This window comes from Pseudomonas sp. KCJK8993, from assembly GCF_046230915.1.
Lineage (GTDB): Bacteria > Pseudomonadota > Gammaproteobacteria > Pseudomonadales > Pseudomonadaceae > Aquipseudomonas > Aquipseudomonas piscis.
Genome location: NZ_JBJJLO010000061.1, coordinates 21,347 through 37,508 on the forward strand (window position 1 = coordinate 21,347; position 16,162 = coordinate 37,508).

Annotated in this window: 30 protein-coding genes; all 30 read right to left on the minus strand. The window is 55.1% G+C overall.

Features of this window, described 5'->3' with window-relative positions; all coding sequences use genetic code 11:
• Nucleotides 1-83 precede the first annotated feature (83 nt).
• The 30 genes from bfr to rpsJ all read right to left on the minus strand — a co-directional run bounded on the left by bfr (nt 84) and on the right by rpsJ (nt 16,022).
• Nucleotides 84-548 (minus strand): bacterioferritin, encoded by a 465-nt coding sequence (gene bfr, locus ACK6AU_RS18930; RefSeq protein ID WP_185698167.1) that lies wholly within the window; start codon nt 546-548, stop codon nt 84-86.
• Between the two features lie 155 nt (nt 549-703).
• Nucleotides 704-2,152: a catalase gene (locus ACK6AU_RS18935; RefSeq protein WP_409300669.1), complete on the minus strand. Its 1,449-nt coding sequence runs from the start codon at nt 2,150-2,152 to the stop codon at nt 704-706.
• Between the two features lie 175 nt (nt 2,153-2,327).
• Nucleotides 2,328-2,714, minus strand: a complete 387-nt coding sequence (gene rplQ, locus ACK6AU_RS18940) for a 50S ribosomal protein L17 (protein WP_007955635.1) — start codon at nt 2,712-2,714, stop codon at nt 2,328-2,330.
• A gap of 42 nt (nt 2,715-2,756) precedes the next feature.
• On the minus strand, nt 2,757-3,758 hold the full coding sequence (locus ACK6AU_RS18945; RefSeq protein WP_007970428.1) for a DNA-directed RNA polymerase subunit alpha: 1,002 nt from the start codon (nt 3,756-3,758) through the stop codon (nt 2,757-2,759).
• Nucleotides 3,759-3,780: 22 nt separating this feature from the next.
• Nucleotides 3,781-4,401, minus strand: coding sequence for a 30S ribosomal protein S4 (rpsD, locus tag ACK6AU_RS18950; RefSeq protein ID WP_011063772.1), 621 nt, complete (start codon nt 4,399-4,401; stop codon nt 3,781-3,783).
• Nucleotides 4,402-4,419: 18 nt separating this feature from the next.
• Complete coding sequence (gene rpsK / locus ACK6AU_RS18955; RefSeq protein ID WP_007924177.1) at nt 4,420-4,809, minus strand: 30S ribosomal protein S11; 390 nt, start codon at nt 4,807-4,809, stop codon at nt 4,420-4,422.
• A gap of 30 nt (nt 4,810-4,839) precedes the next feature.
• Nucleotides 4,840-5,196, minus strand: a complete 357-nt coding sequence (rpsM, locus tag ACK6AU_RS18960) for a 30S ribosomal protein S13 (protein WP_022641369.1) — start codon at nt 5,194-5,196, stop codon at nt 4,840-4,842.
• Between the two features lie 130 nt (nt 5,197-5,326).
• A complete protein-coding gene (rpmJ, locus tag ACK6AU_RS18965) occupies nt 5,327-5,443 on the minus strand; it encodes a 50S ribosomal protein L36 (RefSeq protein ID WP_002555468.1) in 117 nt (38 codons plus the stop codon).
• 24 nt (nt 5,444-5,467) lie between these two features.
• Entirely contained in the window at nt 5,468-6,796 is a 1,329-nt protein-coding gene (gene secY, locus ACK6AU_RS18970; protein WP_022641370.1) for a preprotein translocase subunit SecY, read from the minus strand.
• Entirely contained in the window at nt 6,797-7,231 is a 435-nt protein-coding gene (gene rplO / locus ACK6AU_RS18975) for a 50S ribosomal protein L15 (RefSeq protein WP_409300672.1), read from the minus strand.
• Nucleotides 7,232-7,234: 3 nt separating this feature from the next.
• Nucleotides 7,235-7,411, minus strand: a complete 177-nt coding sequence (rpmD, locus tag ACK6AU_RS18980; protein ID WP_003176408.1) for a 50S ribosomal protein L30 — start codon at nt 7,409-7,411, stop codon at nt 7,235-7,237.
• A 2-nt stretch (nt 7,412-7,413) separates the two neighbouring features.
• Nucleotides 7,414-7,914, minus strand: coding sequence for a 30S ribosomal protein S5 (gene rpsE / locus ACK6AU_RS18985; RefSeq protein WP_022641371.1), 501 nt, complete (start codon nt 7,912-7,914; stop codon nt 7,414-7,416).
• 3 nt (nt 7,915-7,917) lie between these two features.
• Nucleotides 7,918-8,268 carry a 50S ribosomal protein L18 gene (gene rplR, locus ACK6AU_RS18990; protein WP_022641372.1) on the minus strand — a complete coding sequence of 117 codons (351 nt, stop codon included), beginning with the start codon at nt 8,266-8,268 and terminating at the stop codon, nt 7,918-7,920.
• A gap of 10 nt (nt 8,269-8,278) precedes the next feature.
• Nucleotides 8,279-8,812 carry a 50S ribosomal protein L6 gene (gene rplF / locus ACK6AU_RS18995; RefSeq protein ID WP_068577548.1) on the minus strand — a complete coding sequence of 178 codons (534 nt, stop codon included), beginning with the start codon at nt 8,810-8,812 and terminating at the stop codon, nt 8,279-8,281.
• Between the two features lie 12 nt (nt 8,813-8,824).
• A complete protein-coding gene (rpsH, locus tag ACK6AU_RS19000) occupies nt 8,825-9,217 on the minus strand; it encodes a 30S ribosomal protein S8 (RefSeq protein WP_011063773.1) in 393 nt (130 codons plus the stop codon).
• A 206-nt stretch (nt 9,218-9,423) separates the two neighbouring features.
• Nucleotides 9,424-9,729: a 30S ribosomal protein S14 gene (gene rpsN / locus ACK6AU_RS19005; protein WP_409300675.1), complete on the minus strand. Its 306-nt coding sequence runs from the start codon at nt 9,727-9,729 to the stop codon at nt 9,424-9,426.
• 13 nt (nt 9,730-9,742) lie between these two features.
• Entirely contained in the window at nt 9,743-10,282 is a 540-nt protein-coding gene (gene rplE / locus ACK6AU_RS19010) for a 50S ribosomal protein L5 (RefSeq protein WP_022641376.1), read from the minus strand.
• Between the two features lie 20 nt (nt 10,283-10,302).
• The gene (gene rplX / locus ACK6AU_RS19015; protein WP_010443924.1) at nt 10,303-10,617 is read right to left on the minus strand and encodes a 50S ribosomal protein L24; all 315 of its coding nucleotides are present in this window, start codon (nt 10,615-10,617) and stop codon (nt 10,303-10,305) included.
• A gap of 11 nt (nt 10,618-10,628) precedes the next feature.
• Nucleotides 10,629-10,997: a 50S ribosomal protein L14 gene (rplN, locus tag ACK6AU_RS19020; protein ID WP_002555479.1), complete on the minus strand. Its 369-nt coding sequence runs from the start codon at nt 10,995-10,997 to the stop codon at nt 10,629-10,631.
• Nucleotides 10,998-11,020: 23 nt separating this feature from the next.
• Nucleotides 11,021-11,287, minus strand: a complete 267-nt coding sequence (gene rpsQ, locus ACK6AU_RS19025) for a 30S ribosomal protein S17 (protein WP_003194644.1) — start codon at nt 11,285-11,287, stop codon at nt 11,021-11,023.
• 2 nt (nt 11,288-11,289) lie between these two features.
• Complete coding sequence (rpmC, locus tag ACK6AU_RS19030; protein ID WP_002555481.1) at nt 11,290-11,481, minus strand: 50S ribosomal protein L29; 192 nt, start codon at nt 11,479-11,481, stop codon at nt 11,290-11,292.
• Nucleotides 11,481-11,894, minus strand: a complete 414-nt coding sequence (gene rplP / locus ACK6AU_RS19035; RefSeq protein ID WP_003228729.1) for a 50S ribosomal protein L16 — start codon at nt 11,892-11,894, stop codon at nt 11,481-11,483. The genes rpmC and rplP overlap by 1 nt, the downstream gene beginning before the upstream one ends.
• Nucleotides 11,895-11,906: 12 nt before the next feature.
• Nucleotides 11,907-12,593: a 30S ribosomal protein S3 gene (gene rpsC, locus ACK6AU_RS19040; protein WP_007924192.1), complete on the minus strand. Its 687-nt coding sequence runs from the start codon at nt 12,591-12,593 to the stop codon at nt 11,907-11,909.
• 13 nt (nt 12,594-12,606) lie between these two features.
• Nucleotides 12,607-12,939, minus strand: coding sequence for a 50S ribosomal protein L22 (gene rplV / locus ACK6AU_RS19045; protein ID WP_003304070.1), 333 nt, complete (start codon nt 12,937-12,939; stop codon nt 12,607-12,609).
• Between the two features lie 13 nt (nt 12,940-12,952).
• Complete coding sequence (gene rpsS / locus ACK6AU_RS19050) at nt 12,953-13,228, minus strand: 30S ribosomal protein S19 (RefSeq protein WP_002555486.1); 276 nt, start codon at nt 13,226-13,228, stop codon at nt 12,953-12,955.
• 16 nt (nt 13,229-13,244) lie between these two features.
• Entirely contained in the window at nt 13,245-14,069 is an 825-nt protein-coding gene (gene rplB / locus ACK6AU_RS19055; RefSeq protein WP_185698164.1) for a 50S ribosomal protein L2, read from the minus strand.
• 14 nt (nt 14,070-14,083) lie between these two features.
• Nucleotides 14,084-14,383, minus strand: a complete 300-nt coding sequence (gene rplW / locus ACK6AU_RS19060) for a 50S ribosomal protein L23 (RefSeq protein WP_002555488.1) — start codon at nt 14,381-14,383, stop codon at nt 14,084-14,086.
• The gene (rplD, locus tag ACK6AU_RS19065; RefSeq protein ID WP_409300680.1) at nt 14,380-14,982 is read right to left on the minus strand and encodes a 50S ribosomal protein L4; all 603 of its coding nucleotides are present in this window, start codon (nt 14,980-14,982) and stop codon (nt 14,380-14,382) included. Before rplD ends, rplW begins: the two co-directional genes overlap by 4 nt.
• A 12-nt stretch (nt 14,983-14,994) precedes the next feature.
• Nucleotides 14,995-15,630, minus strand: a complete 636-nt coding sequence (rplC, locus tag ACK6AU_RS19070) for a 50S ribosomal protein L3 (protein ID WP_022641381.1) — start codon at nt 15,628-15,630, stop codon at nt 14,995-14,997.
• A gap of 80 nt (nt 15,631-15,710) precedes the next feature.
• A complete protein-coding gene (rpsJ, locus tag ACK6AU_RS19075) occupies nt 15,711-16,022 on the minus strand; it encodes a 30S ribosomal protein S10 (RefSeq protein WP_003186070.1) in 312 nt (103 codons plus the stop codon).
• Between the last annotated feature and the right edge of the window lie 140 nt (nt 16,023-16,162).

Consider the following 16,162-nt stretch of genomic DNA (forward strand, 5'->3'; position numbering starts at 1 on the left):
GCCCATGAAAAAGCCCCTGGCACCTTAGGGCGCCAGGGGCTTCTTTATTTCTTGCATTGGCCGAAGGCCAACGCCACCTGCGATCAGAACTGCGATTGCAGGTAGTTCTCCAGGCCGATGGACTTGATCAGGCCCAGTTGCTTCTCCAGCCAGTAGGTATGGTCTTCCTCGGTGTCCGCCAGCTGGATCCGAAGGATGTCGCGGCTGATGTAGTCCTTGTGCAACTCGCACAACTCGATGCCTTTGCACAGTGCCGCGCGCACCTTGTATTCCAGGCGCAGGTCACTGGCCAGCATATCCGGCACGGTGGTGCCGGTGTCGAGATCATCGGGGCGCATGCGCGGCGTGCCTTCGAGCATCAGGATCCGTCGGATCAAGGCGTCGGCGTGTTGTGCCTCTTCCTCCATCTCATGGTTGATGCGCTCATAGAGCTTGGTGAAGCCCCAGTCTTCGTACATCCGCGAATGAATGAAATATTGGTCGCGTGCTGCCAGTTCTCCCGTCAGCAACGTGTTGAGGTAATCGATTACGTCGGGATGACCCTGCATCGCCCTACATCTCCCTGCTTGAAAGTGGATAGTTTGAACCAAGCTGACTCGTAGGTCACTCAAGAACAGCAGGAAAAGTGAAGATTATCTGAGAAAAGCAGTACAAATAACGCAAAAACCGCCCAAATGAGGGCGGTTCTGCTTCTTATTTAGACTTACTTGAGCGATACGCCCAACACTTTGGCGATACCTTCTCCATAGGCTGGATCAGCCTTGAAGAAGTGTTGCAACTGACGCTGTACTACATCGGCTGTCACCCCAGCCATGGCACCAGCGATGTTGTTGATCAACAGAGACTTCTGCCCATCATCCATCAGGCGGAACAGGGCACCTGCGTGGCTGTAGTAGTCCGTGTCCTCGCGATGATCGTAGCGATCGGCTGCGCCACTCAAAGCCAGGGCTGGCTCTGCATAACGTGGCGCTTGTTTCGGCGCGTCGCTATAGCTGTTCGGCTCATAGTTCGGCGCTGCACCACCATTAGTGCCAAACGCCATCGCTCCATCGCGCTGGTAGCTATTGACCGGGCTCAGCGGCGCATTCACCGGCAGTTGCTGGTGATTGGTACCAACGCGGTAGCGATGTGCATCCGCGTAGGCAAACACCCGGCCCTGCAGCATGCGATCTGGCGACAGGCCGACACCGGGGACCATGTTGCTTGGACCAAATGCCGCCTGCTCGACCTCGGCGAAGTAGTTCAACGGGTTGCGGTTCAACTCCAGTTCACCAACCTCGATCAGCGGGAACTCTTTTTGCGACCAGGTCTTGGTCACATCGAAGGGATTCTCGTAGTGCGCTGCCGCCTGGGCCTCGGTCATGATCTGGATGCAAACGCTCCATTTCGGGAAGTCGCCACGCTCGATGGCATTGAACAGGTCGCGCTGGGCGTAATCCGGATCGGTGCCAGCCAAGCGAGCAGCCTCTGCCGGAGCCAGGTTCTTGATTCCTTGCTTGGTCTTGTAGTGCCACTTCACCCAGTGCCGTTCACCCTTGGCGTTGATCAGGCTATAGGTGTGGCTGCCAAAACCATGCATATGACGGTAGCCATCCGGAATACCCCGGTCGGAGAACAGGATGGTGACCTGGTGCAGAGCCTCTGGCGAATGCGACCAGAAGTCCCACATTGCCTGGGCGCTCTTCAGGTTGCTCTGGGGAAGACGCTTCTGGGTGTGGATGAAGTCCGGAAACTTCAGCGGATCTCGAATGAAGAACACCGGGGTATTGTTCCCAACGATGTCCCAGTTACCTTCCTCGGTATAGAACTTCAGAGCAAAACCGCGCGGGTCACGCTCGGTATCGGCCGAACCACGCTCACCACCTACGGTGGAAAAGCGCAGGAAGGTCGGAGTCTTCTTGCCCACCGACTCGAACAGCTTGGCACTGGTGTACTGCGTGATGTCGCGGGAAACCGTGAAGGTGCCATAGGCACCCGAGCCCTTGGCATGTACACGGCGCTCAGGAATATTTTCGCGGTTGAAATGGGCAAGCTTTTCGATCAGGTGGAAATCATCGAGAAGCAGCGGGCCACGAGGGCCAGCAGAGCGGGAATTCTGATTGTCAGCGACCGGAGCACCACTTGCGGTCGTAAGAACTTTGGTCTGGCTCATGCTCAATATTCCTCTATCTGTCTGGGAACTGCCGGCTAATCGGCTGAAAAAGAGTATTGATCATGATTACCACAACATCCAATGCATTAGATTTCGCAAATCGATAGAAATCAACAATGGATAGACATACAAAAAACCGGGCACTAGGCCCGGTTCCTTGTTTCAGACTGACGTCTTATTCAGCGGATACAGCTTCGCCGCCAACAGCACGATCAACCAGTTCAACGTACGCCATAGGAGCGTTGTCGCCAGCGCGGAAACCGCACTTGAGGATGCGCAGGTAGCCACCCTCACGGGTAGCGTAACGCTTGCCCAGGTCGTTGAAGAGCTTACCAACGATAGCTTTCGAACGAGTACGGTCGAAAGCCAGGCGACGGTTAGCAACGCTGTCTGTCTTAGCCAGAGTGATCAGCGGCTCGGCAACGCGGCGCAGTTCCTTGGCTTTCGGCAGGGTAGTTTTGATCAGCTCGTGCTCGAACAGCGACACCGCCATGTTCTGGAACATGGCCTTGCGGTGCGAGCTGGTGCGGCTCAGGTGACGCCCACTTTTACGATGACGCATGGTTCATTCCTTACCAAACACAACGTTCGGTGATTACGACGATCAGGCAGTCGCCTTGTCGTCCTTCTTAAGACTTGCAGGCGGCCAGTTATCGAGGCGCATGCCGAGGGACAGACCGCGGGAGGCCAGAACATCCTTGATTTCGGTCAAGGACTTCTTGCCCAGGTTCGGAGTCTTCAACAGTTCTACTTCGGTACGCTGAATCAGGTCGCCGATGTAGTAAATGTTTTCCGCCTTAAGGCAGTTAGCCGAACGTACAGTCAGTTCCAGATCGTCAACCGGGCGAAGCAGGATCGGATCGATCTCGTCTTCCTGCTCGACTACCACTGGCTCACTGTCACCTTTGAGGTCGACGAACGCAGCCAACTGCTGTTGCAGGATGGTTGCAGCACGGCGGATAGCCTCTTCAGGATCCAGAGTACCGTTGGTTTCCAGATCAATAACCAGCTTGTCCAGGTTGGTACGCTGCTCGACACGGGCGTTTTCCACCACGTAGGCGATACGGCGAACCGGGCTGAACGAAGAGTCGAGCTGCAAGCGACCAATGCTGCGGCTTTCGTCTTCATCGCTTTGACGCGAGTCGGCCGGCTCATAACCACGACCACGAGCTACTACGAGCTTCATGTTCAGAGCGCCGTTAGACGCCAGGTTAGCGATTACGTGATCGGGATTAACGATCTCGACATCATGATCCAGCTGAATATCGGCAGCGGTAACCACCCCCGAACCCTTCTTCGACAAGGTCAGCGTAACTTCGTCACGGCCGTGCAGCTTGATAGCCAGACCTTTAAGGTTCAACAGGATTTCAATTACGTCTTCCTGTACACCTTCGATGGCGCTGTACTCGTGGAGCACACCGTCAATCTCGGCCTCGACTACTGCACAGCCGGGCATTGAGGACAACAGGATGCGGCGCAGCGCGTTGCCCAGGGTGTGGCCGAAACCACGCTCGAGAGGCTCGAGAGTGATCTTGGCGCGGGTTGGACTGACAACCTGCACATCAATATGGCGGGGTGTCAGGAACTCATTTACCGAAATCTGCATGGATGCACCTATTTTCTAGCCCTTACTTGGAGTAGAGCTCGACAATCAGGCTTTCGTTGATGTCGGCGGACAGATCACTGCGAGCTGGAACGTTCTTGAAAACGCCCGACTTCTTCTCAGTGTCTACTTCTACCCATTCTACGCGGCCACGTTGAGCACACAGATCGAGAGCTTGGACAATGCGAAGTTGGTTTTTTGCTTTCTCGCGAACAGCAACCACGTCACCAGCACGAACCTGGTAGGACGGAACGTTAACGGTCTGACCGTTTACGCTGATCGACTTGTGCGATACCAGCTGACGGGATTCGGCACGAGTGGAACCGAAGCCCATGCGGTATACAACGTTGTCCAGACGGCATTCCAGCAGTTGCAACAGGTTCTCACCAGTTGCGCCCTTCTTGCCGGCGGCTTGTTTGTAGTAACCGCTGAATTGACGCTCCAGAACGCCGTAGATACGACGAACCTTTTGCTTTTCACGCAGCTGGGTACCGTAGTCGGATTGACGACCACGACGCTGGCCGTGGATGCCAGGAGCTGCTTCGATGTTGCACTTGGATTCGATAGCGCGCACACCGCTCTTCAGGAAGAGATCGGTGCCTTCGCGACGAGCCAGTTTGCATTTTGGACCAATGTAACGAGCCATTCTTTACAATCTCCTGGATTACACGCGGCGCTTCTTCGGCGGACGGCACCCGTTGTGCGGGATTGGCGTCACGTCGGTGATGCTGGCGATCTTGTAGCCACAGCCGTTCAGAGCACGAACTGCGGATTCACGACCTGGACCCGGGCCCTTGACGTTAACGTCGAGGTTCTTCAGGCCATATTCCAGCGCAGCTTGGCCAGCACGCTCAGCAGCTACTTGAGCAGCGAACGGAGTGGACTTACGAGAACCGCGGAAACCCGAACCACCGGAGGTTGCCCAGGAAAGAGCGTTACCCTGACGGTCGGTGATGGTCACGATGGTGTTGTTGAAAGACGCGTGGATATGGGCGATGCCATCAACCACTGTCTTTTTGATTTTCTTACGAGGACGAGCAGCAGGTTTTGCCATGACTAAATTCCTGTCGATTCGCTGGTGCGATTACTTGCGGATCGGCTTACGCGGACCTTTGCGAGTACGCGCGTTGGTCTTGGTACGCTGACCGCGTACTGGCAGACCACGACGATGGCGCAGACCGCGATAGCAGCCCAGGTCCATCAAGCGTTTGATTTTCATGTTGTTTTCGCGACGCAGGTCACCTTCAGTGGTGAACTTCGCCACTTCGCCACGCAGCTGTTCAATTTGCTCGTCGCTCAGATCCTTGATCTTCGCAGCTGGGTTGACCCCAGTCACTGCACAGATTTTGTGTGCAGTAGTGCGACCAACACCATAGATGTAGGTCAGCGAGATAACAGTATGTTTGTTATCTGGAATGTTAACGCCTGCAATACGGGCCATTCAGTGGGACTCCAATTGACAGCTACCTACGCCCCGGAAGCCAAGAAATAGGGCGCGAGATAATATCGCTGTAATAACAAATAATCAACCCGGCAGCGCACTAGCTGCCGGGCTTGAAGCACAATCACACTCAGCCTTGGCGCTGCTTGTGACGTGGTTCCGCGCTGCAAATTACTCGAACAACACCTTCGCGGCGAATAATCTTGCAGTTGCGGCACAGCTTTTTCACCGATGCACGAACTTTCATCACCAACTCCTCGAACCTTATGGATTAGCGCAGCATGCCGCTGCCGTAACCCTTCAGGTTGGCTTTCTTCATCAGGGATTCGTACTGGTGGGAAACGAGGTGCGATTGTACTTGCGACATGAAGTCCATAACAACCACGACCACGATCAGCAACGAGGTCCCGCCAAGGTAGAACGGAACGTTTGCAGCAACCACCAGGAACTGTGGCAACAGGCAGACGGCCGTCATATATAGAGCACCGAACATAGTCAAGCGGGTCAGAACGCCATCAATGTAGCGTGCCGATTGCTCACCTGGACGGATGCCCGGAATAAAGGCACCGGACTTCTTCAGGTTTTCCGCTACGTCTTTCGGATTGAACATCAACGCCGTATAGAAGAAGCAGAAGAAAATAATCCCTGCACTAAACAGCAGAATATTCAACGGCTGACCAGGAGCGATCGACTGCGAGATGTCCTGCAACCAGCCCATACCTTCAGACTGACCGAACCAGGCACCCAACGAAGCCGGAAACAGCAAAATGCTGCTCGCGAAAATAGCAGGAATAACACCGGCCATATTCACTTTCAGCGGCAAGTGGCTGGTCTGCGCAGCAAACACCTTACGGCCCTGCTGACGCTTGGCGTAGTGAACAGCAATACGACGCTGGCCACGCTCAATGAACACCACAAAACCGATAATCGCTACTGCCAGCAAACCGATCGCAACCAAGGCGAAAATGTTGATATCGCCCTGACGCGCAGACTCGAAAGACTGCCCGATCGCTCTCGGAAGACCGGCGACGATACCCGCGAAGATCAACATCGAGATACCGTTGCCAACACCACGCTCAGTAATCTGCTCACCCAGCCACATCATGAACATCGCGCCAGCCACGAAAGTGGATACCGCAACGAAATGGAAGCCGAAGTCACCAGTGAACGCAACGCCCTGCCCAGCCAGGCCAACGGACATGCCGATGGCCTGAACTAGAGCGAGGACGACAGTGCCGTAGCGGGTGTACTGGCTGATCTTGCGACGGCCAGCTTCACCTTCCTTCTTCAACTGCTCCAGCTGTGGGCTGACAGCGGTCATGAGCTGCATGATGATCGATGCCGAGATGTACGGCATGATCCCCAGTGCAAAGATGCTCATACGCTCCAGCGCACCACCGGAAAACATGTTGAACAAGCTAAGAATGGTCCCCTCATTCTGTCGAAACAGGTCTGCGAGTCGATCAGGGTTGATACCTGGAACCGGGATGTGCGCACCTATCCGATAGACGATAATCGCCATGAACAGAAAACGCAGACGAGCCCAGAGTTCAGACATACCGCCTTTGCCGAGCGCAGAGAGAGCACCTTGCTTAGCCATTTATTCCTCGAACTTGCCGCCAGCTGCTTCGATAGCCGCACGCGCACCTTTGGTGGCTGCGATGCCCTTGATAGTCACAGCGCGAGTAACTTCACCGGACAGCATGATTTTCACACGCTGAACGCTCTGGTTAATCACGTTGGCATCTTTCAGGGACTGCACGGTGACGATGTCGCCTTCGACTTTAGCCAGCTCGGACAGACGCACTTCTGCGCGATCCATGGCCTTCAGGGAAACGAAACCGAACTTCGGCAGGCGACGATGCAGCGGCTGTTGGCCGCCTTCAAAGCCTGGAGCAATGGTGCCACCGGAGCGGGAAGTCTGACCTTTGTGACCACGGCCACCAGTCTTACCCAAACCACTACCGATACCACGGCCCGGACGATGCTTTTCGCGACGGGAACCCGGCGCTGGACTCAGATCATTGAGTTTCATCGATTAACCCTCGACACGCAGCATGTAGTAAGCCTTGTTGATCATCCCGCGGTTCTCGGGAGTATCCTGGACTTCTACAGTGTGACCGATGCGACGCAGGCCCAGACCCTTAACGCACAACTTGTGGTTAGGGATACGGCCGGTCATGCTTTTGATCAGCGTTACTTTAACGGTAGCCATGATCAGATGATCTCCTGGACGCTTTTGCCACGCTTGGCGGCAATGGATTCAGGGGACTGCATTGCTTTCAAACCCTTGAAAGTGGCGTGAACCACATTTACCGGGTTAGTCGAGCCGTAGCACTTGGCCAGAACGTTCTGAACACCAGCAACCTCAAGGACAGCACGCATGGCGCCGCCAGCGATGATACCGGTACCTTCAGAAGCAGGCTGCATGTACACCTTGGAAGCGCCATGGGCAGACTTCATTGCGTATTGCAGAGTAGTGCCGTCCAGATCAACCTGGATCATGTTGCGGCGAGCAGCTTCCATTGCCTTCTGGATCGCAGCAGGCACTTCACGCGACTTGCCACGGCCGAAGCCAACACGGCCCTTACCATCACCAACCACGGTCAACGCGGTGAAAGTGAAGATACGGCCACCTTTTACGGTTTTGGCTACGCGGTTAACTTGAACCAGCTTCTCGATGTAGCCTTCGTCGCGCTTTTGGTCGTTATTGGACATAACTTAGAACTCCAGCCCAGCTTCACGAGCAGCCTCAGCCAGCGCCTTGACGCGGCCGTGGTACTTGAAGCCGGAACGGTCGAAAGCCACTTGCGAGACACCAGCGGCTTTTGCACGCGTAGCGACCAGCTGGCCAACCTTAGTAGCCGCGTCGATGTTGCCAGTGGCGCCATCACGCAGTTCTTTATCCAAAGTCGAGGCGCTTGCCAGGACCTTGTTGCCGTCGGCCGAAATGACCTGGGCGTAGATGTGTTGCGAAGAGCGGAACACGCAGAGACGCACGACTTCGAGTTCGTGCATTTTCAGGCGTGCTTTGCGAGCGCGACGCAGTCGAGTAACTTTTTTGTCGGTCATTTGCTATGCCCTACTTCTTCTTGGCTTCTTTACGACGGACGACTTCGTCCGCGTAGCGCACACCTTTACCTTTGTAAGGTTCTGGTGGACGGAAGTCGCGGATCTCAGCGGCCACTTGACCTACCAGCTGTTTGTCGATGCCCTTGATCAGGATATCGGTCTGGCTAGGAGTCTCAGCGGTGATGCCTGCCGGCAGTTCGTAATCCACTGGATGCGAGAAGCCGAGGGCCAGGTTCAGCACTGTGCCTTTTGCCTGTGCCTTGTAACCAACACCGACCAGCTGGAGCTTACGCTCGAAGCCTTGGCTTACGCCCTGGACCATGTTGTTAACCAGCGCACGAGTGGTACCGGCCATTGCGCGAGTTTGCTGGTCGCCATTGCGAGCAGCAAAACGCAGCTCACCGGCTTCCTGAACAATTTCAACGGAGGCGTGTACGTTCAGTTCGAGAGTACCCTTGGCACCCTTCACCGAAAGCTGTTGACCGGCGAATTTCACTTCGACGCCAGCTGGCAGCTTAACGGGGTTCTTAGCGACGCGAGACATGCTTATCCCCCCTTAGAACACAGTGCAAAGAACTTCGCCGCCGACACCGGCAGCGCGCGCAGCACGATCAGTCATCACACCTTTGTTGGTGGAGACGATAGATACGCCGAGGCCGCCACGTACTTTCGGCAGCTCTTCAACGGACTTGTACTGACGCAGGCCTGGACGGCTAACGCGCTTCACTTCCTCGATGACCGGACGGCCTTCGAAGTACTTCAGCTCGATGGACAGCAGAGGCTTGATTTCGCTGCTGATCTGATAACCCGCAATGTAACCTTCGTCCTTCAGGACTTTTGCTACAGCCACCTTCAAAGTGGAAGACGGCATGCTCACGACGGACTTTTCAGCCATCTGGGCATTACGGATTCGAGTTAGCATGTCCGCTAACGGGTCCTGCATACTCATGGGCTAGATGCTCCTGATACAAAAAGAATTAGCCTTGCGGCTACAGCTTTCACCAAAGATACCCGGGCAAAAAACACGGGCTCAGGCGAGCCGGTCATTCTAGACACACCCTAGAAATGAATCAAGCCCCAGAAGGGGCTTGATTCATGCTTGAGCTCACCGATGATCGGGATCTTGCAACCCCAACCACCATAGGCTTATAGCCATTACCAGCTGGCTTTTACCAGACCTGGAACGTCACCACGCATTGCGGCTTCACGCAGTTTGTTACGGCCCAGGCCGAACTTGCGGTAAACGCCATGCGGACGACCGGTCAGGCGGCAACGGTTACGCATGCGCGAAGCACTTGCGTCACGTGGTTGCTTTTGCAGAGCTACGGTCGCTTCCCAACGGGCTTCTGGAGTTGCGTTCAGATCCACGATGATCGCTTTCAGCGCTGCACGCTTGGCGGCGTACTTGGCAACGGTGAGCTGACGCTTCAGCTCACGGTTCTTCATGCTCTTCTTGGCCATTTTCCTACTCCAATCAGTTGCGGAACGGGAATTTGAAAGCACGCAGCAGAGCGCGGCCTTCGTCATCGTTCTTGGCAGTGGTGGTCAGGGTAATGTCCAGACCGCGGAGAGCATCGATCTTGTCGTAATCGATTTCCGGGAAAATGATCTGCTCTTTCACGCCCATGCTGTAGTTACCACGACCATCGAAGGACTTGGCATTCAGGCCGCGGAAGTCGCGAACCCGAGGCAGGGAGATCGACAGCAGACGATCCAGGAACTCATACATACGCTCACGGCGCAGGGTCACTTTGACGCCGATCGGCCATCCTTCGCGGACTTTGAAGCCAGCGATGGATTTACGAGCGTGAGTCACAACGACTTTCTGGCCGGTGATCTTTTCCAGGTCAGCAACAGCGTGCTCGATGACTTTCTTGTCACCGATCGCCTCGCCCAGACCCATGTTCAGGGTGATCTTGGTAACGCGCGGAACTTCCATCACGTTCGAAAGCTTAAGTTCTTCCTTAAGCTTCGGGGCGATTTCCTTCCGGTAAATCTCTTGGAGTCGTGCCATGGTCTTCTACCTAGCAGTGTTCAAGCATCAACCGCTTTTTGGGTCGACTTGAAGACACGAATTTTCTTGCCGTCTTCTACTTTGAAGCCAACGCGGTCAGCCTTGTTGGTTTCGCTGTTGAAAATAGCAACGTTGGAAGCGTGCAGTGGCGCTTCTTTCTCGACGATACCGCCTTGTACGCCCGACATCGGGTTAGGCTTGGTATGACGCTTGACCAGGTTCAGACCACCTACGACCAGACGGTCGTCAGCCAGAACCTTAAGCACCTTACCGCGCTTACCTTTGTCTTTGCCGGCGATCACGATGATCTCGTCGTCACGACGAATCTTTTGCATGTCGGATCTCCTTACAGCACTTCTGGGGCGAGCGAGACGATCTTCATGAACTTCTCAGTACGAAGCTCACGGGTCACTGGCCCAAAGATACGGGTACCGATCGGCTCTTGCTTGTTGTTCAGCAGAACAGCAGCGTTGCCATCAAAGCGGATGATGGAGCCATCTGCACGGCGAACGCCGTGGCGAGTGCGGACTACGACAGCAGTCATCACTTGGCCTTTTTTCACCTTACCGCGAGGAATTGCTTCCTTGACGGTAACCTTGATGATGTCACCGATACCAGCGTAACGACGATGGGAGCCACCCAGCACCTTGATGCACATAACGCGGCGAGCGCCGCTGTTATCGGCCACATCGAGCATGGATTGAGTCTGAATCATATAATTTCTCCGACCCCTAGCCCTTAGACTTCCACAGCGCGTTCGAGAACATCAACCAGGGCCCAGGACTTGGTCTTGGCCATCGGACGGGTCTCACGGATAGTGACCTTGTCGCCGATGTGGCACTGATTGGTTTCGTCGTGCGCGTGCAGCTTAGTCGAACGCTTAACGTATTTACCGTAGATAGGGTGCTTAACGCGACGCTCGATCAGAACGGTGATGGTCTTGTCCATCTTGTCGCTGACAACACGGCCAGTCAGCGTACGGACAGTTTTTTCGGCTTCAGCCATGATTACTTACCTGCCTGCTGGTTGAGCACAGTCTTCACGCGAGCGATGTCACGCTTAACTTGCGAGAGCAGATGAGACTGCCCCAACTGGCCAGTTGCTTTCTGCATACGCAGATTGAACTGGTCGCGCAGCAGGCCGAGCAGTTGCTCGTTCAGCTGCTGTGCGGATTTTTCACGAAGTTCATTCGCTTTCATCACATCACCGTCCGCTTAACAAAGGAGGTGGCGAGCGGCAGCTTTGCAGCAGCCAGGGCGAAAGCCTCACGCGCCAGCTCTTCAGAAACACCCTCGATTTCATACAGGACTTTGCCTGGCTGAATCTGGGCAACCCAGTATTCGACGTTACCCTTACCTTTACCCATCCGAACTTCGAGTGGCTTCTTGGAAATAGGCTTGTCCGGGAATACACGGATCCAGATCTTGCCGCCACGTTTTACGTGACGGGTCAAGGCACGACGTGCCGACTCGATCTGACGAGCGGTGAGACGACCACGAGCAACAGACTTCAGCGCGAACTCGCCGAAGCTGACCTTGCTACCGCGCAGAGCCAGACCACGGTTGTGGCCGGTCATTTGCTTGCGGAACTTCGTACGCTTTGGTTGCAACATTTGGCGTACCCCTTACTTAGCAGCTTTTTTACGAGGCGCTGGCGCTTGCGGCTTCAGCTCTTCTTGGCGACCACCAATTACTTCGCCTTTGAAGATCCAAACCTTCACACCGATCACACCGTAGGTGGTGTGAGCTTCGTAGGTGGCATAGTCGATATCGGCACGCAGGGTGTGCAGTGGCACACGACCTTCGCGATACCATTCAGTACGTGCGATTTCAGCACCGCCGAGACGACCGCTCACTTGGATTTTGATGCCTTTGGCACCAATGCGCATGGCGTTCTGTACGGCGCGCTTCATGGCACGACGGAACATTACGCGACGCTCCAGCTGCTGAGCTACGCTCTGCGCAACCAGCATACCGTCGAGCTCCGGCTTGCGGATCTCTTCGATATTGATGTGCACAGGCACACCCATTTGCTTGGTCAGGTCCTGACGCAGTTTTTCAACATCTTCACCTTTCTTGCCGATCACGATGCCGGGACGAGCGGTGTGGATGGTGATGCGTGCAGTTTGAGCCGGACGATGAATATCGATACGGCTTACGGACGCGCTTTTTAGTTTGTCTTGGAGATACTCACGCACATTCAGATCTGCGAGCAAATAGTCCGCATAAGTCCGACCGTCTGCGTACCAGACGGAGGTGTGCTCCTTGACGATTCCCAGGCGAATGCCAATGGGATGTACTTTCTGACCCATCTCTTCGACTCCGTTACTTGTCAGCAACCTTGACAGTGATATGGCAAGACCGCTTGACGATGCGATCAGCACGGCCTTTGGCACGTGGCATGATGCGCTTCAGCGAACGCCCTTCGTTGACGAAAACGGTGGAGACCTTCAGGTCATCAACGTCTGCGCCTTCGTTATGCTCGGCGTTGGCTACGGCCGACTCCAGCACTTTCTTCATGATCTCGGCGGCTTTCTTACTGCTGAAAGCCAACAGGTTGAGCGCGTCGCCCACCTTCTTCCCGCGGATCTGGTCGGCGACCAAGCGGGCTTTCTGGGCGGAGATTCGAGCGCCCGACAGCTTAGCGGCTACTTCCATCGTTCCTTACCCCTTAACGCTTGGCTTTCTTGTCAGCCACGTGCCCGCGATATGTACGGGTACCGGCGAACTCGCCCAGTTTGTGGCCGACCATGTCTTCGTTCACGAGAACTGGAACATGCTGACGACCGTTATGCACAGCAATGGTCAGACCGACCATTTGTGGCAGGATCATGGAACGACGCGACCAGGTCTTAACTGGTTTGCGATCGTTCTTTTCCGCCGCCACTTCGATCTTCTTCAGTAGGTGAAGATCAATAAAAGGACCTTTTTTCAGAGAACGTGGCACTGTCGTATCCCTCTATTTACTTGCGACGACGGACGATCATTTTGTCGGTACGCTTATTACCACGAGTCTTCGCGCCCTTAGTCGGGAAGCCCCATGGCGATACCGGATGACGACCACCGGAGGTACGACCTTCACCACCACCATGCGGGTGGTCAACCGGGTTCATGGCAACGCCACGAACGGTTGGGCGAACGCCACGCCAGCGTTTGGCACCGGCTTTACCCAGCGAACGCAGGCTATGCTCGGAGTTCGAGACTTCGCCCAGGGTCGCACGGCATTCAGCCAGCACTTTACGCATCTCACCAGAACGCAGACGCAGGGTCACGTAGACACCTTCACGAGCGACCAGCTGAGCCGAAGCACCAGCCGAACGAGCGATTTGCGCGCCTTTACCTGGCTTCAGTTCGATGCCGTGTACGGTGCTACCAACTGGAATGTTGCGCAGCTGCAGAGTGTTGCCCGGCTTGATCGGTGCCAGGGCACCCGCGATCAACTGGTCGCCAGCGCTCACGCCTTTAGGGGCAATGATGTAGCGACGCTCGCCGTCGGCATAGCACAGCAGAGCAATGTGAGCAGTACGGTTTGGATCGTATTCGATACGCTCGACGGTGGCAGCGATGCCATCCTTGTCGTTGCGACGGAAGTCGACCAGACGATAATGCTGCTTATGACCGCCACCAACGTGACGAGTAGTGATACGGCCATTGTTGTTACGACCACCAGACTTCGATTTCTTCTCGATCAGCGGTGCGTGAGGAGCGCCTTTATGCAGCTCCTGGTTGACCACCTTGACCACAAAACGGCGGCCAGGGGAAGTCGGTTTGCATTTAACGATTGCCATGATGCGCCCCTTCCTTACTCAGCACTGCTGCTGAAATCGAGATCTTGGCCTGGCTGAAGGGAGATAACTGCCTTCTTCCAGTCATTACGCTTGCCCAGACCACGCGCGGTGCGCTTGCTCTTACCCAGAACGTTCAGGGTAGTAACGCGCTCCACTTTCACGCTGAACAGGCTTTCGACGGCCTTCTTGATTTCCAGCTTGGTTGCATCGGTAGCAACCTTGAAAACGAACTGGCCTTTCTTGTCCGCCAGAACCGTAGCCTTCTCGGAAACATGCGGGCCAAGCAGAACTTTAAATACGCGTTCCTGGTTCATCCCAGCAGCTCCTCGAATTTCTTCACGGCCGACACAGTGATCAACACTTTGTCGTATGCGATCAGACTAACTGGATCGGAACCTTGCACATCACGAACATCAACGTGAGGCAGGTTGCGAGCAGCCAGGTACAGGTTCTGATCAACAGCGTCAGACACGATCAGAACATCGGTCAGACTCATGCCATTCAGCTTACCCAGCAGATCTTTGGTTTTCGGAGTTTCAACAGCAAAATCCTGAACCACGACCAGACGATCAGTACGCACCAGCTCAGCAAGGATGGAACGCATTGCTGCGCGATACATCTTCTTGTTCAGCTTCTGGGAGTGATCTTGAGGACGAGCTGCGAAAGTGGTGCCGCCGCCGCGCCAGATTGGGCTACGGAGAGTACCAGCACGAGCACGGCCAGTACCTTTCTGACGCCATGGGCGCTTGCCGCCACCAGAAACGTCGGAACGGGTCTTTTGCTGCTTGCTACCCTGACGGCCGCCAGCCATGTAGGCCACGACTGCTTGGTGAACCAGCGTCTCGTTGAATTCGCCGCCAAATGTCAGTTCGGAAACTTCGATCGCTTGAGCGCCATTTACATTTAATTGCATGTCAGCTTCCCCTTAACCGCGAGCCTTGGCCGCCGGACGCACAACCAGGTTGCCGCCAGTAGCGCCAGGAACAGCGCCCTTGACCAACAACAGATTGCGTTCAGCGTCGACGCGCACTACTTCGAGGGACTGCACGGTCACGCGCTCAGCGCCCATATGACCGGACATTTTTTTGCCCTTGAATACACGACCAGGAGTCTGGCACTGGCCAATAGAGCCCGGGACGCGGTGGGAAACGGAGTTACCGTGGGTGTTATCTTGACCGCGGAAATTCCAACGCTTGATGGTACCGGCGAAGCCTTTACCTTTCGACTGACCGGTAACATCTACCAACTGGCCAGCTGCGAAGATTTCTGCGCTGATCAGATCGCCAGCTTGGTACTCGCCTTCTTCAAGGCGGAATTCCCAAACGCCACGACCAGCAGCAACATTTGCTTTAGCGAAGTGACCTGCCTGAGCAGCAGTCACGCGCGAAGCACGACGCTCACCTACAGTGACTTGCACTGCACGATAGCCATCGGTTTCTTCAGTTTTGAACTGGGTGACACGATTCGGCTCGATCTCGATGACCGTGACCGGAATGGAGACACCTTCTTCGGTGAAAATGCGGGTCATACCGCACTTACGACCGACTACACCAATAGTCATGTTGTAAACCTCATGAGTGTACGGGGCTTTCACCCGCTATGGCCGCCCATTTCAGAGCGTTACACGACCAAGACTGAGTCTTAGCCGAGGCTGATCTGCACTTCCACGCCTGCCGCAAGATCAAGCTTCATAAGTGCATCAACGGTTTTATCCGTTGGCTGAACGATATCCAGCACGCGCTTATGAGTACGGATCTCGTACTGGTCACGCGCGTCTTTGTTGACGTGCGGGGAGACCAGAACGGTGAACCGCTCTTTACGAGTAGGCAGTGGAATTGGACCACGCACTTGAGCACCAGTACGTTTCGCGGTTTCCACGATTTCCTGGGTGGATTGGTCGATCAGGCGATGGTCGAAAGCCTTCAACCTGATACGGATTTGCTGATTTTGCATTGGATTTCAGACTCCAGGCTGCTATTCCCACCGGGCGCAATACGCCCGTTAAAAGGAGGCGCAATTCTATAGACGGCCCCACAGAGTGTCAACCCAATAAAAAAGCCCCCGCAAGCGGGGGCTTCTTCAATGAGTCTTCG

What these genes read in the sequence shown, in the direction of transcription:
- bfr (WP_185698167.1), bottom strand. Translation starts at nt 548, where the DNA reads ATGCAGGGTCATCCCGACGTAATCGATTACCTCAACACGTTGCTGACG.
- ACK6AU_RS18935 (WP_409300669.1), bottom strand. Translation starts at nt 2,152, where the DNA reads ATGAGCCAGACCAAAGTTCTTACGACCGCAAGTGGTGCTCCGGTCGCT.
- rplQ (WP_007955635.1), bottom strand. Translation starts at nt 2,714, where the DNA reads ATGCGTCATCGTAAAAGTGGGCGTCACCTGAGCCGCACCAGCTCGCAC.
- ACK6AU_RS18945 (WP_007970428.1), bottom strand. Translation starts at nt 3,758, where the DNA reads ATGCAGATTTCGGTAAATGAGTTCCTGACACCCCGCCATATTGATGTG.
- rpsD (WP_011063772.1), bottom strand. Translation starts at nt 4,401, where the DNA reads ATGGCTCGTTACATTGGTCCAAAATGCAAACTGGCTCGTCGCGAAGGC.
- rpsK (WP_007924177.1), bottom strand. Translation starts at nt 4,809, where the DNA reads ATGGCAAAACCTGCTGCTCGTCCTCGTAAGAAAATCAAAAAGACAGTG.
- rpsM (WP_022641369.1), bottom strand. Translation starts at nt 5,196, where the DNA reads ATGGCCCGTATTGCAGGCGTTAACATTCCAGATAACAAACATACTGTT.
- rpmJ (WP_002555468.1), bottom strand. Translation starts at nt 5,443, where the DNA reads ATGAAAGTTCGTGCATCGGTGAAAAAGCTGTGCCGCAACTGCAAGATT.
- secY (WP_022641370.1), bottom strand. Translation starts at nt 6,796, where the DNA reads ATGGCTAAGCAAGGTGCTCTCTCTGCGCTCGGCAAAGGCGGTATGTCT.
- rplO (WP_409300672.1), bottom strand. Translation starts at nt 7,231, where the DNA reads ATGAAACTCAATGATCTGAGTCCAGCGCCGGGTTCCCGTCGCGAAAAG.
- rpmD (WP_003176408.1), bottom strand. Translation starts at nt 7,411, where the DNA reads ATGGCTACCGTTAAAGTAACGCTGATCAAAAGCATGACCGGCCGTATC.
- rpsE (WP_022641371.1), bottom strand. Translation starts at nt 7,914, where the DNA reads ATGTCCAATAACGACCAAAAGCGCGACGAAGGCTACATCGAGAAGCTG.
- rplR (WP_022641372.1), bottom strand. Translation starts at nt 8,268, where the DNA reads ATGACCGACAAAAAAGTTACTCGACTGCGTCGCGCTCGCAAAGCACGC.
- rplF (WP_068577548.1), bottom strand. Translation starts at nt 8,812, where the DNA reads ATGTCTCGCGTCGCTAAGAACCCCGTTAAGCTGCCAGCTGGCGTCGAA.
- rpsH (WP_011063773.1), bottom strand. Translation starts at nt 9,217, where the DNA reads ATGAGTATGCAGGACCCGTTAGCGGACATGCTAACTCGAATCCGTAAT.
- rpsN (WP_409300675.1), bottom strand. Translation starts at nt 9,729, where the DNA reads ATGGCCAAGAAGAGCATGAAGAACCGTGAGCTGAAGCGTCAGCTCACC.
- rplE (WP_022641376.1), bottom strand. Translation starts at nt 10,282, where the DNA reads ATGGCACGACTCCAAGAGATTTACCGGAAGGAAATCGCCCCGAAGCTT.
- rplX (WP_010443924.1), bottom strand. Translation starts at nt 10,617, where the DNA reads ATGCAAAAGATTCGTCGTGACGACGAGATCATCGTGATCGCCGGCAAA.
- rplN (WP_002555479.1), bottom strand. Translation starts at nt 10,997, where the DNA reads ATGATTCAGACTCAATCCATGCTCGATGTGGCCGATAACAGCGGCGCT.
- rpsQ (WP_003194644.1), bottom strand. Translation starts at nt 11,287, where the DNA reads ATGGCTGAAGCCGAAAAAACTGTCCGTACGCTGACTGGCCGTGTTGTC.
- rpmC (WP_002555481.1), bottom strand. Translation starts at nt 11,481, where the DNA reads ATGAAAGCGAATGAACTTCGTGAAAAATCCGCACAGCAGCTGAACGAG.
- rplP (WP_003228729.1), bottom strand. Translation starts at nt 11,894, where the DNA reads ATGTTGCAACCAAAGCGTACGAAGTTCCGCAAGCAAATGACCGGCCAC.
- rpsC (WP_007924192.1), bottom strand. Translation starts at nt 12,593, where the DNA reads ATGGGTCAGAAAGTACATCCCATTGGCATTCGCCTGGGAATCGTCAAG.
- rplV (WP_003304070.1), bottom strand. Translation starts at nt 12,939, where the DNA reads ATGGAAGTAGCCGCTAAGCTGTCGGGCGCTCGAATCTCCGCCCAGAAA.
- rplB (WP_185698164.1), bottom strand. Translation starts at nt 14,069, where the DNA reads ATGGCAATCGTTAAATGCAAACCGACTTCCCCTGGCCGCCGTTTTGTG.
- rplW (WP_002555488.1), bottom strand. Translation starts at nt 14,383, where the DNA reads ATGAACCAGGAACGCGTATTTAAAGTTCTGCTTGGCCCGCATGTTTCC.
- rplD (WP_409300680.1), bottom strand. Translation starts at nt 14,982, where the DNA reads ATGCAATTAAATGTAAATGGCGCTCAAGCGATCGAAGTTTCCGAACTG.
- rplC (WP_022641381.1), bottom strand. Translation starts at nt 15,630, where the DNA reads ATGACTATTGGTGTAGTCGGTCGTAAGTGCGGTATGACCCGCATTTTC.
- rpsJ (WP_003186070.1), bottom strand. Translation starts at nt 16,022, where the DNA reads ATGCAAAATCAGCAAATCCGTATCAGGTTGAAGGCTTTCGACCATCGC.